The organism is Rhodopseudomonas pentothenatexigens, from assembly GCF_900218015.1.
Taxonomy (GTDB): Bacteria; Pseudomonadota; Alphaproteobacteria; order Rhizobiales; family Xanthobacteraceae; genus Rhodopseudomonas; species Rhodopseudomonas pentothenatexigens.
In genome coordinates, this window is the sequence record NZ_UFQQ01000004.1 from 211,395 (window position 1) to 227,634 (window position 16,240).

The 16,240-nt window shown below is 65.3% G+C and carries 14 protein-coding genes and 1 tRNA gene; 6 read left to right on the top strand and 9 right to left on the bottom strand.

Annotated features, from left to right (window positions below; all coding sequences use genetic code 11):
* Positions 1–48: 48 nt before the first annotated feature.
* The 3 genes from DWA33_RS05155 to DWA33_RS05165 all read left to right on the top strand — a co-directional run bounded on the left by DWA33_RS05155 (position 49) and on the right by DWA33_RS05165 (position 3,856).
* Entirely contained in the window at positions 49–990 is a 942-nt protein-coding gene (locus tag DWA33_RS05155; protein WP_114357016.1) for a sensor domain-containing diguanylate cyclase, read from the top strand.
* A gap of 335 nt (positions 991–1,325) precedes the next feature.
* On the top strand, positions 1,326–1,958 hold the full coding sequence (locus DWA33_RS05160; protein ID WP_114357017.1) for a hypothetical protein: 633 nt from the start codon (positions 1,326–1,328) through the stop codon (positions 1,956–1,958).
* Positions 1,952–3,856 carry a caspase family protein gene (locus DWA33_RS05165; RefSeq protein ID WP_181909285.1) on the top strand — a complete coding sequence of 635 codons (1,905 nt, stop codon included), beginning with the start codon at positions 1,952–1,954 and terminating at the stop codon, positions 3,854–3,856. Before DWA33_RS05160 ends, DWA33_RS05165 begins: the two co-directional genes overlap by 7 nt.
* Positions 3,857–3,962: 106 nt before the next feature.
* Here DWA33_RS05165 and DWA33_RS05170 read toward each other — a convergent pair.
* Positions 3,963–4,039, bottom strand: a tRNA-Arg gene (locus DWA33_RS05170).
* Positions 4,040–4,219: 180 nt separating this feature from the next.
* Positions 4,220–4,645 carry a YccF domain-containing protein gene (locus DWA33_RS05175; protein ID WP_114357019.1) on the bottom strand — a complete coding sequence of 142 codons (426 nt, stop codon included), beginning with the start codon at positions 4,643–4,645 and terminating at the stop codon, positions 4,220–4,222.
* A gap of 289 nt (positions 4,646–4,934) precedes the next feature.
* On the opposite strand from DWA33_RS05175, the gene DWA33_RS05180 reads away from it, so the two are divergent.
* A complete protein-coding gene (locus tag DWA33_RS05180; protein WP_244601202.1) occupies positions 4,935–5,255 on the top strand; it encodes a hypothetical protein in 321 nt (106 codons plus the stop codon).
* Between the two features lie 34 nt (positions 5,256–5,289).
* Here DWA33_RS05180 and DWA33_RS05185 read toward each other — a convergent pair whose 3' ends face one another.
* The 3 genes from DWA33_RS05185 to DWA33_RS05195 all read right to left on the bottom strand — a co-directional run bounded on the left by DWA33_RS05185 (position 5,290) and on the right by DWA33_RS05195 (position 10,333).
* A complete protein-coding gene (locus tag DWA33_RS05185) occupies positions 5,290–6,882 on the bottom strand; it encodes a gamma-glutamyltransferase family protein (protein ID WP_114357020.1) in 1,593 nt (530 codons plus the stop codon).
* 115 nt (positions 6,883–6,997) lie between these two features.
* Complete coding sequence (locus DWA33_RS05190; RefSeq protein ID WP_114357021.1) at positions 6,998–9,712, bottom strand: bifunctional diguanylate cyclase/phosphodiesterase; 2,715 nt, start codon at positions 9,710–9,712, stop codon at positions 6,998–7,000.
* 219 nt (positions 9,713–9,931) lie between these two features.
* Positions 9,932–10,333: a hypothetical protein gene (locus DWA33_RS05195; RefSeq protein ID WP_114357022.1), complete on the bottom strand. Its 402-nt coding sequence runs from the start codon at positions 10,331–10,333 to the stop codon at positions 9,932–9,934.
* 433 nt (positions 10,334–10,766) lie between these two features.
* Here DWA33_RS05195 and DWA33_RS05200 point away from each other — a divergent pair, with 433 nt between their 5' ends.
* The gene (locus DWA33_RS05200) at positions 10,767–10,961 is read left to right on the top strand and encodes a hypothetical protein (protein WP_114357023.1); all 195 of its coding nucleotides are present in this window, start codon (positions 10,767–10,769) and stop codon (positions 10,959–10,961) included.
* On the opposite strand, the gene DWA33_RS05205 is transcribed toward DWA33_RS05200, so the two are convergent.
* The 4 genes from DWA33_RS05205 to DWA33_RS05220 form a co-directional block, all read right to left on the bottom strand.
* Entirely contained in the window at positions 10,962–12,227 is a 1,266-nt protein-coding gene (locus DWA33_RS05205; RefSeq protein ID WP_114357024.1) for an acyl-CoA dehydrogenase family protein, read from the bottom strand.
* An 80-nt stretch (positions 12,228–12,307) separates the two neighbouring features.
* Positions 12,308–12,652, bottom strand: a complete 345-nt coding sequence (locus tag DWA33_RS05210) for a c-type cytochrome (RefSeq protein WP_114357025.1) — start codon at positions 12,650–12,652, stop codon at positions 12,308–12,310.
* A gap of 6 nt (positions 12,653–12,658) precedes the next feature.
* Entirely contained in the window at positions 12,659–13,093 is a 435-nt protein-coding gene (locus DWA33_RS05215) for a hypothetical protein (RefSeq protein WP_114357075.1), read from the bottom strand.
* Between the two features lie 201 nt (positions 13,094–13,294).
* Complete coding sequence (locus tag DWA33_RS05220; protein ID WP_114357026.1) at positions 13,295–15,097, bottom strand: putative bifunctional diguanylate cyclase/phosphodiesterase; 1,803 nt, start codon at positions 15,095–15,097, stop codon at positions 13,295–13,297.
* Between the two features lie 178 nt (positions 15,098–15,275).
* Between DWA33_RS05220 and DWA33_RS05225 the strand changes: the two genes are divergently transcribed.
* Positions 15,276–16,118 (top strand): SDR family NAD(P)-dependent oxidoreductase, encoded by an 843-nt coding sequence (locus DWA33_RS05225; RefSeq protein WP_114357027.1) that lies wholly within the window; start codon positions 15,276–15,278, stop codon positions 16,116–16,118.
* The last annotated feature ends 122 nt before the right edge of the window (positions 16,119–16,240 follow it).

Genomic DNA, 16,240 nt, shown 5'->3' on the forward strand with positions numbered 1-16,240 from the left:
TAGTCCTAAAGTCGCTGGATGACGTCGCGGGATGCTGCCGGATCACCGATGAGGGACAACCCTGCTGCTTCGATTCTGTCGGACGCGGCTCGCCCGCGCCTCTATGATCGCGCGCTGAAGGCGGCGCGGATCGGCGTCTGGGAGTGCGATCTCGCGACCGAGCGCTTGAGCTGGACGTCGGGCGTCTACGCGATCTTCGGTTATCCGGCGGGCAACCCGCTGCGGCGCGCCGACATCCTCGATCTCTACGTCGACGAATCGAGGCGGCACATGGAACTCGCCCGCGCCGAAGTGATCCGCAGCGGTCGTTCGGTCACGCTCGATACCGAGATCCGAACCTGGCACGGCGAAAGCCGCTGGATGCGGCTGTCGATCGACGTCTTGCGGGAGGACGACCGGCCGGTGCGCATTTTCGGCTGCAAGCAGGACGTCACCGCCGACCGGCTGTCGATCGAACAACTCCGGCGGCAGGCGGAAACCGATCCGCTCACCGGCCTTGCCAATCGCGCGATGTTTCAGGCGCGCTATCGCGAGGTGGTGGGCGACAGCCTCAATCATGGTTTCGCGTCGGCGCTGGTGCTGATCGATCTCGACGGCTTCAAGGAACTCAACGATACGCTCGGCCATCTGGCCGGTGACGCCTGCCTGTGCGAGGTCGGGCAGCGGCTGCGGCGGGCGTTCCACCGTGCGGGCCTGATCAGCCGGCTCGGCGGCGACGAATTCGCCATCATCCTGCGGGCGCCGACCGATCCGGCGCGGATCGAAGAGGTGCTGCAGCGGACCATCGTGATGCTGAACCGCGCGCTGTTCTGGAACGGCCGACGCATCGAAATCAGCGCCTCGATCGGCGCCGCCCTGATCGGCCGCCCGCATCGCAGGCGGATCGCCGACCTGTTCGAAGAAGCCGACCTCGCGCTGTATCAGGCCAAGGCTGCGGGACGGAATCGCGTGCACCTGATCGGGCATCAGGCGCAGAGCCGGGCGGCTTAGGCGGGGAGTGGGACGTACAAGCCGGATGGTTCTGATCCGAAGCCCGCGCGACCAAACCTGCAGCAGCGTTGGTCAGAAGCTCAGCCGGAGCATCAAACTTTTCAATTTGCAGAAGCTGACGACCGCACCGGGTGAAGAAGACAATCTTGTGTACTCCATAGCGCTTTAAACGCTCTTCTTGAAAGAAACGCGGCTTGCAGTGCCTCTCGAAGAGGTCGTGGTCAACATGCGATAGGTGTGCTGACCACCCTAAGACCGTCAAGTCCGCAGCGTTGTGCGAAGATAGCTCCACAATTATATCGCTTAGAACACCACCGCAACCACGAGTCGGCTAAGTGACGCCATTCAGATACCGCAGCCGCACCAAGGAATTCAGCGAGGCGTTCGCCAAACAAGTTGCGGCCGAGCTGCAGAAGCGGTGCGACGAACTCATCTCCCCCCGGAATGCGCAGAAATTCTCGCATGGCCGAAGGTGGATGACAAAGCCTACGGGGCATGGCGACGACACTGCCGAAATGCAGGCGCATTCCTTCGAGGTCTTGTCCCGCTTCGACGATGTCCTCAACCACGACCTTGCCAAGTTCGTTGAGGCTAGAAAATGTTTGGTCGAGGGGTTGATGGCGCAGTTCCAAGCTACCCTCTACCAGACGATCAGCCAGTCCACCGAGAAATCGGGAAATACAGTTGTCGTCGGCCCGGGGCAGTCTCCTGCCGAGGCTTTCCTGGCCGCCCTTGAGATGATCGAATTTGGCGTTGATGAGTATGGCGAGGTTAGTCTGCCGCAATTTCACATGGGACGAGTAGGCATCAAGAAGCTCATCGCCAATCTCGAAGCGCAAGGACCGGAGTTTAGTGAGCGCGTCGAACAGGTGAAGGCCGAGAAGTCCAAACTCGCAAGACAGCGGGAAAGCGAGCGACTCGCGAAATTCCCACCGGCCTGGGAGGGAGACTCGCTTTGCGAGTGCTGATCGCCATCGGGTGCGACGCCTATGACAATCCGCCCCTCCAGCCTCTTGCGGGCGCGGAAAACGACGCCGCGACAATCTTCGAGCACCTCGTGGCGAAGAACTGGGGTGGGTACGATCAAACGCAGTCGAAGCTGTTGCGTTCGCCGACGATGGCGATGTTGCGATCGACCGTCGATGCCGCACTCTTCTCCGGGACGCCCATCGAGGAACTGACGTTCTTCTTTGCCGGACACGGCGGCGTGAAGGACAACAGCTACTTTCTATGCCTGAGGGATTCCGACGTCGACCGGATGTCGCTGAACGCCCTGTCGATGACGCAGCTCTTCGGCTGGATAACCGAGGCGAAGATCCGTCACACCAACCTGATTGTCGACGCCTGCCACGCAGGCGGCGTCGTCCATGACATCGGTGTCCTCCTCAACCCCAATGTCATTGGAAAGGTCGGATCATTGGCCATCTCGATCCTGGCGGCGGCGGGTTCCGACGAATATGCAGGAGAGACGAATGGAGCCGGGCACTGCACGAGCGCGCTTATGTCATGCCTGAAAGGAGAAACATCCGTTCAGACAACCCGACCGTCGCTTGATCTAGTTGAGGTCGGACAAGTTGTGTCAAGGGTGATGCAGGGCACAGGCCAGTCCCCGGTCTGCTGGGGCATCAATCTCTTTGGCATTTCTCAACTTGCGAAAAATCCGCGCTTCTCAGGAGGTGGTGGACACATCAGCGAGACGTTCCCGGGTCTGGCACCGGACGGCGTAGGCAACGAGCATATCCGCGCGGCTTCGGATGCAATCTGGGAGCAGTATCTCTCGCTCACCAGAGAGTTTGACGCCGAGCGGTTTCTGGACGTCATCCAGCCAGTCTGCGCAAACCTGGAGGGAGAGCCAGCGGTCGCTGCCGCCTTCATAAAGGGGCTGGCCGCGACCTTTGGCCCCCGCATTGCCGCAACGGGCGATTATTTCAACGTTGCTAGACTCCAGTCTGCATGCGCGGTCGCGCTTCTGCCAATGGCGGCATCCAGCACGCACTGCGCCGATGCCATCATGCAATTATCGAAAGAGGGTGTCGCGTGGATCGACGAGGGGACCGATCAGCTTTTGGCTGACTTTACCGAAGACACCTATGCGTTGCTCTCGAAGGACGGCGGCATCGCCGACTTCTATTTCCTCCCGCTGCGGCTGATGAGCATCCTGGGTTGGCTCGGTGCTGCGGTCCACATCCAGACCATCTCCGGCGAAAGCACAGCGATGATCGCTCCCAAGGCGGCCGACCTCGTGCGCCTGATAATGGCGCATTACAGCAATTCGGTCGTGCCGGTGTCTGACGAGATGACCCCGTTCTACGTGTCATTCGCGGCTGCCGCCAATGTCCTGGGCTGCGAGGAGGAGCTAGAGTCGATTTCTGGCCTACTGCTCAGGATTCTTCATCAACAGGGTGGGTGGATCGCCGAGCCGGGGCTGAGTGGTGAGGACGCGCTACGGTTTTTGACTGCCGTGACCGAGGGACGTTGTGATGACTTCCGGAACATTCTGGCCAATCCGACGAGCCTCTTGCCAGCAGTGCTTTTGGTCATGGACCGAAGCGGACTCGCTGATATCGCCGACGGTGCGATGAAGGGCTTCGACCACACGAACATCAATATCTTCGTCCCCAACGACTTCAGCACATTCGGAGCAAGCCTTATCGAGGAGGGGACGAACTTCTCGCTAAACATAGGCCACACCGTGTTCAGCGTCAGTGATCTCGTGGCCGAATGGTCGAAAATCGAAGAGCATCTGAGCGCCGACGCGATACTGGCATCTCCCGCGGTCCGGATTTCCAGTGTGCTCGCTTCCCTGCTTCGTCCGGATCGCGTCGCATGGTTTCTCGTCGCCGGACAATCCGCCAAGACGTCCTGATCGGTCACGGTCATTCTATCGCGGGAAACTGCAAGACCCGGGCTCCCAGGTCCACCTGAGCGCGCCCACTAATTCGCCTAGCGCACCGTTTGATTTATGAGCTCTTTGGCGCACCCGACACGATTCGAACGTGTGACCTTTGCCTTCGGAGGGCAACGCTCTATCCAGCTGAGCTACGGGTGCGTGCCCCGTTCCTGTAGCCGATCGCAGTCGGATCGGCAACGGGGGAGAAAAGCGAAATTCTCTCAAAGGGGTAAGCCTGACGTCGCGGCGTCAGGCATCGAATCGTGTGGCGGAGGCGGGCGCGGGGAGAGGTCGAGGCGGTGGCGGTGTGCCACGGGTGTGACGGCGGCGACGCCCGCGTCACCTTCTGTGGCCGAGGTCGTCGATCGGAACGATGACCTTGCCGATCGGCCACAGCGCGATGCCGGCCAGCTTCAGGTGAGCCCAGGCGAACGGAATGCCGATGATCGTCACCGCGAGCAGCACGGCGGTGACGACGTGCCCGATCGCGAGCCACCAGCCGGCGAACACCAGCCAGATCACGTTGCCGATCACACCGAGCGGCCCGGTGCCGATGTCTTCGCGCCCGGTGACGGCTTCCCGGGGCACCGCGGTCTGGCCGAACGGAAACAGCGTGTAGACGCCGATGCTGAAGGCCGCGCGCGCCCACGGCAATCCGATGATGGTGATCGCCATGATCACCGCGGCGACCGCCCAGCCGACCGCCATCCAGAAGCCGCCGAGTGCGATCCAGAGGATATTGAGCAGGAGCGAGACGGGAGACATTGTGAACTCCTTGGACTTCAGGATGCGTACTCGGAAATCGTCGCTTCAGCCGCTCGAAGTCAGGGGCGAATTTAGAGGGGGGCGGCGCTGGAGAAAAGCCGCATCGGACCTCTGCGTCGTTCGACTGAAAGATGCGCGCCGGCCGATCGTGCATCGCGACGACGATCGTTCGCGTCGAACGGGAGAGATGTCCACATCCGGTTCCCGCAGCCCGAAATCGCCATCTTGGCGGCGAATTGCGGTCAAAGCGGCGGGCTATCGGCAGTCCTCGTTCACGAGGAATCGACGCTTGCCCTACACCATCACCGCCGTTCGACGAGACGAGAAGATGCGCTGCCAGCGCGACAGCGCGCTGATCGCGCTGGCCAAGGCGCGGATCTGGGAGAGCGAAGGCTGGGAGGTGGTGGTCGCCGACGACGGCGGCCGCAGCCTCGGTCCGGCGCAGCTCGATGCCCATGTGGCGGCGTATCGCGCGCTGGATGCGGCAGAGGCCGCCCTCGACGACGATCTGATCGGACCCAGGCTGATGCCCGGGGCGGCACTGAAATTCGGCGATCGGGCCGCGCCGTCCTCGCGCGGCCGGTCGGCCCGGGAGGCGGCGCCGGCCTGAGCCGGCCGCCGGCGAAGCTGCCCCGCAGCGCGCCTCAGCTTTCCGCCACTGCATCGCCCCACGGCTGGGCGATTTCGGTCGCGCCGCTGTTGACGGTGCCGTGCCGCAGCACCACGCTCGGGCAGGCGAATTTCATCGGGAAGGTCTGCACCCGAGCTTCTTCGTAATCGAATTGATTGCGGAGCGCGTCGCGCGTCGCGGCGGGCAGCCGCACGTCGCCGATCACCACCTCGCCTTCGCTGGCGTCGATCCGCGGCTGGTGGATCGCGGCGTCGAGGTCCATGCCGTAGTCGATCACGAACGACAGGATCTGCGCCACCGCCGGCAGGATGCGGCGGCCGCCGGAGGCGCCGAGCGCCAGCCTGCGGCCGTCGGGCGCCTGCGCCAGCACCGGCGTGTAGTTGGTCAGGCAGCGCTTGCCCGGCGCCAGCGAGTTCGGCCGATCCGGCTCCGGATCGAACCACATGATGCCGTTGTTCATCATGATGCCGGTGTGCGGCGTTTCGAATTTCGAGCCGAAGGTCGACAGCAGCGTCTGCGTCACCGCCGCCATGTTGCCGTCGCGGTCGACCACCGAGAAGTGCGTGGTGCAGGCCGGCGCCAGATGCTCGGCGCCGAGGGCGCGGCGGCCGTCGGAATCGCCCATGTCGCGCAGCCGCTCCGCATAGGCCGATTGCAGCGCGCGCGCATAGGCAGCGTAGGCATCGGGGCTCGGTTCGTTGCTGCTCGGATTCAGGCTGTCGCCGAGCACCCGCAAGGTGTGCGCCAGCGTCGGCCCGGCGGTCAGCTCCGGCGTCGCGAAGACGCTTCCGCCGCGATACGGGATCGTCAGCGGCTGCCGCAGATGCGCCCGGAAGCCGGCCAGATCCTCGGCCGACAGCGTGCCGCCGCTGGCCTGGATCTCGGCCGCGAGGCTGCGCGCCAGGTCGCCCTCGTAGAAATCGCGCGGCCCCTGTTCGGCGAGCTGCGCCAGCGTCGCCTGCAGCCGGTCCTGCGGCAGGACGACGTTCGACTTGATGCCCCACGGCGCGTGCGGCGGCAGCCCGTCGATCAGATAAGACGCGGCGCTGGCCTGGTAACGCCGCAGATCCGCCGCGACGCTGCCGATCATCAGCGTGGTCCACCAGTCGATCGCCAGGCCCTCGCCGGCGAGCGCGACGCTCGGCGCCACCAGATCGCGCCACGGCAGCCTCGCGTAGCGGCGGTGCGCCTCCTCCATGCCGGCGACGACGCCCGGCACCGCGACCGCGGCCGGGCCGTGAATGTTGCGGTCGTCCTTGACCCGCGGCCACGGAAACAGATCGGAGGCCGCGCCGGCGCCGGTCAGCGGATAGTCCTCGACCCGCAGGCTCTGCGGCGCCCGCATGCCGTAATCGATCACCTCGGTGCGGTCTTCCTTGGCGCGATACAGCACCATCGCGCCGCCGCCGCCGATGCCGCTCATCCACGGCTCCAGCACGCCGAGCGCAAAGGTGGTGGCGATCACCGCATCGATGCAGTCGCCGCCTGCCGCCAGCACGTCGGCGCCGATCTCGGCGGCCCGGCGCGACTGCGCCGCCACGATGCCGCCCGTGGCGGTGATCGCCGGTTTCCGGAATTGCTGCAGATGGCTGAACTGGTCGGTCATGCGGGGCTTTCGTTTGCAAGGGGCAACACGCGGCGGGGCCGGCGGGACGCGCCGGTGCCGCACAGTGTAGGGCGTGCTGCGAGCGGCTGCTACGACGCAGAAGCAGCCATGCTGTTCAGGCTGCGCAGGTGGCGGAATGCGAGGCCAGCAACTTGCGGAAGGCGGCGGCGGGGATCGCCGGGCTGAACAGCCATCCCTGCATCTGGGTGCAGCCGAGCGAGCTCAGAATCTGGCGCTGCTGGTCGGTCTCGACGCCCTCGGCGGTGGTGGTCATGCGCCGCGCCGCCGCGATGTTGACCACCGCCTGCACGATCGCGCTGGAGCCTTCCGCGGTGCCGATGTCGCCGACGAAGCTGCGGTCGATCTTGATCTTGTCGAACGGGAAGCGCTGCAGATAGCTCAGCGACGAATAGCCGGTGCCGAAATCGTCGAGCGAGATTCGCACCCCGAGCGCGCGAAGCTGCGTGAGAGTCGACAACGCCGCGTCGTCGTCGTGGATCAGCACCGCCTCGGTGATTTCGAGCTCGAGCCGGTTCGCCGGCAGGCGCGAAGCGCCGAGCACCGAGGCGACCAGCAGCGCCAGCGACGGTTGCCGGAACTGCACCGGCGAGATGTTGACGGCGAGCGTGATGTCGGCGTCCCAGGTGGCCGCCTCGGAGCAGGCGGTCGCCAGCGTCCAGGCGCCGATCTCGTTGATCAGGCCGGTATCCTCGGCGATCGGAATGAACTCGGCCGGCGAGATCATGCCGCGGGTCGGATGCCGCCAGCGAAGCAGCGCTTCGCAGCCGGTGATCGCGCCGCTGCCGAGATCGACCAGCGGCTGGTAGTGGATCTCGAAGGCGTGGTCGGCGACCGCGCTGCGCAGGTCGAATTCGAGCTGGCGCCGGGCCTTGGCGACGGCATCCATCTCTGGCTCGAAGAACCGGAAGGTGCGGCGGCCCTCGGCCTTGGCGCTGTACATCGCCAGATCGGCGTTCTTCACCAGTTGATCGAGATCGACGCCGTCGCGCGGCGCGACCGCGATCCCGATCGAGGCGTCGGTGGACAAATGATGGCCGAGACATTGATACGGCATGCGGATCGCCTCGTAGATCCGATCGATCAGCGCGGTGACGTCCTCGGCGCCGCTGGCTGCGATCTGGATGACGGCGAATTCGTCCCCGCCGAGGCGGGCGACGAAATCGGTATCGCGCACGCAGTGGCGCAGCCGCACCGCGACCTGCTTCAGAAGTTCGTCGCCGACCGGATGGCCGAGGGTGTCGTTGATACTCTTGAACTCGTCGATGTCGATGTACAGCAGGGCGAATGGCAGGCCGCGAAGAGCGCGCTGCAGTTCGCTCTCCAGCCGCTGCCGGAACATGCTGCGGTTCGGCAGATCGGTGAGGCTGTCGAAATGCGCCAGATAGGAAATCTTCTCGTCGTAGCGCGTGCGCTCGGTGACGTCCTCGTGGGTGATGACCCAGCCGCCGCCGGGCACCGGCACGCTGGAGAACTCGATCGACCGGTCGTGAATATTGTGGACTTCGGAGACCCTTTGGCTGGACAGCCTGTCGATCAGGTCGGTGGCGATCTTGTCGACGTTGCCGTGAAGCGAGCCGGTGGCCTTGCGGTGCTCGAGGACGTCGCGCAGGCAGCAGCCCGGCTTCACGATGGCGGACGACAGTCCATACATGTCGAGATAGCGCTGGTTGCACACTACCAGCCGCGCCTGCGCGTCGAACAGCAGGAGGCCCTGCGACATGTTGTTGATCGCCGTATCCAGGCGCTGCTTGTCCAGCCGCAGCTTCTGTTGCGTGGTCCGATAGTGCTTGAAGATCTGATGGATGATCAGGAGCAGGATCACCGTCACGACCAGCGCCGACACCACCGCCACCGACACCAGCAGCCTGGTCTGACTGTGCCAGCTCGCCAGAGCGTCTTCGGCCGTCATGGTGGCGACCATCACGATCGGAAGCTCGCTCAGCGCGTGCGAGGCGACCAGGCGTTGCTGGCCGTCCACCGGACTGGTCAGCCGCGCGGTGGTGTCGCTGTCGAACACCGCCTGCTGCAGCGTCGGCCCGTCGCGGAAATTGCGGCCGATCATGCCCTCGACGTGGGGATGCCGGGTCAGCAGGGTGCCGTCGCTGTGGTGCACCGCGATCGCGGAATCGCCGATCAACGACACCTGCGACAGGAAGTGCTCGAAATGCGCCGGGGTGATCGCGCGGGTGACGACCCCGAGAAATTCACCGCGCGGGTTGCTGAGCCGCTGCGCCAGCACGGTGGTCCAGCCGCCGGCCAGCGTGTTGTGCTCGAGCGCGACGGTGATCCGTGGCGCCGTCCCGGATTTGTGCTCGGCGAAATACTGCCGGTCGGCGATCGAAATCTCGGGGACCGGCCAGACGTCGGAGGCGTTGATCAGCCGGCCGTCGGCGCCGAAGACCCGCAGCGCGGTGATTTCGGTGGCGCCCCGGGCACGGGACCGCAGCGTTTCGTGCATCGTCAGCGTCGACATATGGCCGCTGAACGCCTCGGCCGAGGAGTGCTGCGACTGTCGCACGATGCCGACGACGTCGTTCTGGATCGCCAGGAAATTCTCGATCTCGCGGTCGTAATGCAGCGCCAGCAGCAGCGCGGTGTTGGACAGTTCGCGCTCGCCGTTGCGCAGCGCTCGTTCGCGAAAGTTGTTGACCGTCAGCGTCGTGGTGATCGCGATGCCCGCAATCAGGAGCGCGCCGCTCAAGATCAGCCAGAGGATCGGCCGATGACGCAGCGCCCCGGCGAGCGATAGCCGCTCGCTGACATCCGATTGGGGGCCGTCGGCCGAGTCTCGGGCGCGAATACTCTGCATCCCAGGACGATTACCAGCCACAAATGGAAGGCAGGTTAGCAATCAGGGTAAGCGAAACTTGAATCCTGCGCGGCGGTCGCTGCGGCGGGCGCGTCTGGGCTGCCGGCGTGTTCGTTTTTGCTCACTGCCGGGCACGACTCCGCATCAGCAAAAAGGCCGGCGGATCGCTCCGTCGGCCTGTGCATCGCGGGTCGGGCGCTGCGCGCCCATCGCGGACGATCAATTGATCGGAGTTCCGGGCCGCGGCGCCGCCGCGCTGTTGGCGCGGTACACTTCGAAGACGCCCCAGGCCACGGCGGCGAGGTACACCAGCGCCACCAGATTGCGGGGCAGGATCATCGCCAGCGCGATCATCGCCACCGCGACGGTGCACGCCTTCACCATCTTGTTTTCGTCTGCGAAGATCAGCTTGAGGCGATCCCAGTTCTCCATCTTCGGCGGCAGCTCGAGGGTCTGCAGGCCGAACTTCTCCCAGGCGCCCTTGAATCCGAGCTCGCGTGCCCACAGCAGGAACAGCGCGACCAGAAATGCGGCGATGGTGACGACGGCGGCGAGGGGGCCGCCTGCGTAGCCGATGACGACCACGAGGGCGACTGCGAAAGCACCGATCCAGTATTGCATTGATTTACCCATTGTCACCCGGCGGTCGCGGGTGCCCTTTCAGGTTCGTCCACGCCGCGCATCGCCGCGGGTGGGGTGGAAGGACGGCCAGGCACGCGCACGCTGCTGCGGAGGTCGTCGTCCTCGATTGCATCTACGATCGCCTGCGCGAAACAACCGGCACGCGCCGATTCCCAGCCTTGTTGAAATAGGACAAACGAGAAACGCCCGCCAGTCAGGCGAATTGCTGACAGCGATCGTTCGATCACGGCTGGCATGGCGTGGCGGACGCTCGGCCGGTTGCCGCCGCGCGCGCGGCGCGCAGGTATTGCGCTGCGCCCGGTCGCGCGTCTTCGTCTTTGGTCGCAGCCCGGACCGGTATTCTTACCAGCGGTCGATTTAATCACTGCGTAACGACGTCCGCCGAATAGTCGGACCCGAGGGGAGAATACCCATGCTGCAGACGCTTGAGACGACGGATTTGAAAGAAGCGCGAAGATCGCGCATCGCGCAGTTCAGCGGCCGCGCCGCGACCCTCAAGGTCGGCGGTTCCTCGGTGACCGGCATCGTTCGCGCCGTGAAGGAAGACAAGACCGGCGAGAAGCCGCGGTGGATCGTCACCGTGCTGGCGCAGCCGGCCCGGCGCTGATCACTCCTGCAGCAGTTGCGACGGCGGAACGAAGTGGCAGGCATTGCGCCCCGCCTGAGCTTTCGCTTTTGCCAGTTCGGCGCGCGCCACCACCCGCAGATGCACTTCGTCGGGACCGTCCAGGAACCGCATCGCCCGTCCCCAGGTCCATAAGTACGACAGCGGCGTGTCGGGCGTCAGCCCCATCGCCCCGAACACCTGCATGGCGCGATCGACGATCCGCGTCTGCAGCCGTGCCGCCACCACTTTGATGGCCGAGACGTCGATTCGAGCCGCCGCATTGCCAGCGCGGTCCATGCGGTGGGCGGCCTGCATCACGAGCAGGCGGGCCTGATCGATCTCCAGCCGCGATTCCGCGATCCAGTCCTGGACGTTGGCGAAATCGGCCAGATGTCTGCCGAACGCCTCGCGCTCCAATGCCCGTTCCGCCATCAGTTCCAGCGCGACTTCGCATTGGCCAATGGTGCGCATGCAATGATGCACCCGGCCGGGTCCGAGCCGGTCCTGCGCCAGCCGGAAGCCCTTGCCTTCCTCGCCGAGCAGGTTCGCGACCGGGACCCGGACGTTGCGGAACACCAGTTCGCAATGGCCCTCCGGTGCGTGATAATGCATCACCGGGATGTTACGCGCGATCGTCAGCCCGGGCGAATTCATCGGCACCAGCAGCATCGAGTGCCGTTCGGTCGACGTCGCCGGCAGATGCTCGCCGGTGACGCCCATCACGATCGCCAGCCTGCAGTTCGGATGCGCCGGGCCGGTGATGAACCATTTGCGGCCATTGACCACGTAGTCGTCGCCGTCGCGGGTGATCGTGGTGCGAATGTTGCGGGCGTCGGACGAGGCCGCGTCGGGCTCGCTCATCGCGAAGCAGGACCTGATCTCGCCGATCAGCAGCGGATCGAGCCATTGGCTGCGCTGCGCCGGCGTCGCCGCGAGGTGCAGCAGTTCCATGTTGCCGGTATCCGGCGCATTGCAGTTGAACACTTCCGGGGCCCAATGCACCCGGCCCATGATTTCGGCGAGCGGCGCGTATTCGACATTGCTGAGACGCTGGCCGGGATCCTCGGCGCGAAGCCCCGGCAGAAACAGATTCCACAGATCCTCGGAAAACGCTTTTGATTTCAGCCGCTCGATCAGGTCCTGCGGATAGCGCCCGGCGGCGACCTCGCGGTGCCAGGCGACGTTGGCGGGCTCGACGTGGAAGCGCATGAAGTCGGAAAGCTGCGCGCGCAGCCGTTGCACCTTGTCGCTGTAGTCGAAATCCATGCGGGGCTCTCAGGCGGGAAGAGCGGCGGAGCGTTCCGCCGAGGGCGATGGCGCCGGGCGCGGCGGCGCCGCGTCCGGGATCAGTTGCGCTTCAGGCTGAGGATGTAGTGGACGATCTCGGCCGCATCGCCGGGCGCGATGATGAAGTTCGGCATGGTGGTGTGGTTGGAGCGCAGGAACACGTTCAGCGACAGCGCTGTGGTCGACGGCAGGTTGGCGATCCGCTGGAATGCCGGGCCCTTGCCGTCGCGCACGTCACCGGGCTCGATGGCATGGCACTCCGCACACCATCCGGCGGCCAGCCTGTGCCCGGTCGAAATGCCGTCCTGCGGCGCGGCGCCACCCGCCCGGTGCAGCCGGACGACCAGCAGCACCGCGATGATCAGAACCGCCGTCGCCAGCAGCCGGACCCACCCGTGTGACATCGTCGCTCAGTGGCGGACGGTGTCGGGAGAGACGTGGAAATCCTTCTCCAGCGCGTCGAGCGTGACCTTGTTGGCGCAGTACGCCTGATAGTGCTCGGCCAGCGATCCGTCGGCGATGTCGTGATCGCATTCGGCCTTGTGGCGGCACAGCGCGCAGACGCGTTCGAGGTCGCGCATTACCAGCGGCTGGGCGCGCGTGATCGCAGCTTCGTCGATGCCGAGGACCTTGAGCAGCTCCGGCAGTTCTTCGACCTTGTGCGGTCCCTGGCGGACCAGTTCGTCGAGATCGGAGGCGGTCACGCCGAGATCGTGCGCGATCCGGCCGAATTCGGCGGAATCGAACTGACACATTTCGACGACCTCACGCCGGTGCTTCAGCCATTCGGCGAAGGTTTCGATCAGCCGGTCGACCAGCGGATAGGGGTGGCTATGGGCAGGCATTTCGCCCTCCATGGTGTCTGACGGTGCCGGTACAATCGCCGACGCTCGCCCCGATCACATTGCGTTAGATCAAGCAAATCGACCTCGGAAATCACCGAAGGCAAATGGCCGGAGCTACCACACCGGTTGTTTGTTCGCTGTGCGGAATGGGGATTTGTGGTGATACGCGGTTCGCGTGTTGTCGTCGCCGACGAGTCTTGCTCAGCGCCGCGCGTAGGTGGCGCGCGTCAGAGTCTGGCGCGCTTGTTCGATATGGCGGCCCGGCGCGTCGGGGCGTCCGCTGCTGAATGCCGGCAGCGACGGCTTGAGCTCCTCCAGAAAGATCGGTTTGGAGAAGTAGTAGCCCTGCGCGTAGCGGATCCGCGTCATCGCCTGCAGATACGCGAGCTCCTCGAAGGTCTCGAGTCCTTCGGCAATCACCGTCATGCCGAGCGCCTCGCTGAGCGATTCGATCGCCCGCAGGATGCCCTGGCTGCGCGGCCGCTTGTGGATGTCGGTGATGAACGAGCGGTCGATCTTGATCTCGTCGGCGGTGATGTCGGCCAGTGCCGACAGCGACGAATAGCCGATGCCGAAATCATCGATCGAGATGCCGACGCCGATCGCGCGCAGCATCGGCAGGATCTCCTTCTGGAAGTGCGCCTTGGCGACGAAGGCGTCCTCGGTGACTTCGACCATGAACCGCGTCGGGCACTCGGTGGCGGCCAGCGCCGCGCAGAACGAGCGCATGAACTCCGGCGAGCCGGCCTGTTTGGCGGCGACGTTGATGCTGATGCTGGCCCCCTCGCCGAAGGTGTCGTTGATCAGGTCGATCGACTTCATGATCTCGGCGAGCACCAGGTGGGTGAGTTCGTCGATCAGACCGAGCTCGACGGCGAGATCGACGAAGGTGCCCGGTGCCTGGATCACGCCGTCGTCGTCGCGCAGCCGCACCAGGGCTTCGATGCCCTTGATCTCGTTGGTGCGGATATCGACCTTGGGCTGGAACGCGCAGCAGAACCGCTTGTCGAGAATGGCCTGGCGCAGCGACTGCTCGACCGCCATCCGCTCCAGCGCCTCACGTTCCATCGCCAGATCGAAGATCGCCGAGGCGCCCTTGGCGACGCTCTTGACCCGGTACATGGCGATGTCGGCATTCTGTCGCAGTGCCTCGTAGGTGCGGCCGTGCTCCGGATACAGGCTGACGCCGATCGAGGCCGAGGCGAATACTTCGGTGCCGTCGATGTAGAACGGCGCCTTCAGCCGCTGCAGCAGGAATTCGATGTGGTCCGCGACCTCCGCCTCGCTCGCCACCGGGGCGAGCAGCAGCAGGAACTCGTCGCCGCTGATTCGCGACAGCACGTCGGTGTCGCGGAGTTCCAGCGACAGCCGCCTGGCGATCCCGACCAGCAGCGCGTCGCCGACCGAGTGGCCGTAGTAATCGTTGATATGCTTGAAATTGTCGACGTCGAGAAACGCCAGCGCGAAGCGCTGCGACGCATCGTCCTGCAGCAGCGCGGTGACGTGACGTTCGATCACGGTGCGGTTGGGCAGGCCGGTGAGTTCGTCGTAATAGGCGCGGCGGAACAACTCGTCCTCGACCGCCTTCTGCTCGGTGACGTCGAGCGAACTCGACAGCAGCAATCTGCGTCCCGCGATCTCGACCGGCTTGTGTGCGGTCAGCAGCGCCCGCGCCGCGCCGTCGAATGCGATCCGTTCCTCGCGCGTACCGGCCTGGCCTTGCGCCAGCAGCGCGGCGCCGTCGCTGCGGCGTTGGTCGAGCGGCAGGTTGCCGGCGGCCTCGGTCGCCGCGGCGGCCAGCCGATATTGCGCGGCGGCAGCGTCGTTGACGAAGATGAGGCGGCCTTGCTCGTCCTGCACCGTCACAGCCGACGGCAGGGCCCGGACGATCTCCTTGAACAGGCGCAGGTCCGCGGCGTCCGGCTCGGCTGCCGGAACCCCGGTCTCGCCGGTGGCGGTCTCGGCCGTCGCGGTCGGGACATGAGATGGTACGGCGCTCGTCATGCGTGCGCAGGATGGCGAGACGCGCTGTAATAATGGTTAAGTGCAATGGCGAATGCCGGGGCAATGCCGCATCCCCGGCGGATTTGAATTGCAGTCGAGTGATTTGTCATTAACAGAGTATCAATTCGGGCAACGAAAGTGGCGGCGGCGACGCGCGGCCCGGCCAGGGGAGGATGCGATGGGACGGCTCGACGGTAAGGTTGCGGTGATCACCGGCGCGACCAGCGGAATCGGTTGGCGTACCGCGGAGGTATTCGTCGCCGAAGGCGCCAGGATCGTGGTCGCCGGGCGCCGGGTCGCCGAAGGCGAGGCGCTGGCGGCGCAACTCGGGGAGTCCTGCGTCTTCAAGCAGACAGACGTCACCGACGAGGCCCAGGTGCAGGCGCTGATCGGCACCGCGCTCGACAAATTCGGCCGGCTCGACTGCCTGTTCAACAACGCCGGCGGTCCAGCGCAGACCGGCGGCATCGAAGGGCTCGAGGTCGATCGCTTCGACGCCGCGATGGCGACGCTGGTGCGCAGCGTGATGCTGGGCATGAAGCACGCCGCGCCGGTGATGAAGAAGCAGGGGGCCGGCTCGATCATCAACAACGGCAGCATCGCCGGCCGGCTCGCCGGATTCTCGTCGTCGCTGGTGTACGGGGCCGCCAAGGCTGCGGTGAATCACTTCACCAGGTGCGTGGCAATGGAGCTCGGCGAATCCGGCGTGCGCGTCAATTCGATCTCGCCCGGCGCGATCGCCACCGGGATCTTCGGCAAGGCGCTCGGGCTGACCACCGATGCGGCCGAAAAGACTGCCGCGGTCATGCGCGAGGTGTACAAGACCGCGCAGCCGATCCAGCGGGCCGGCGTGCCGGACGATATCGCCCATGCCGCGGTCTTCCTCGCCAGCGACGAATCGACCTTCATCAACGGCCATGACCTCGTTGTCGACGGCGGCATCACTGGCGGCCGCAATTGGACCGCGCAGCAGCAGGGCTACGTGGCGTTGCGCAAGGCGTTCGATCAGGCCGAGGGGTGAGACAACGGCGAAGAACTCGCCCCTCATTGCGAGGAGCGAAGCGACGAAGCAATCCATAGCCAGATGCACCGAACTCTGGATTGCTTCGCTTCGCTCGCAATGACGAGGATGCTGTCCTGCGA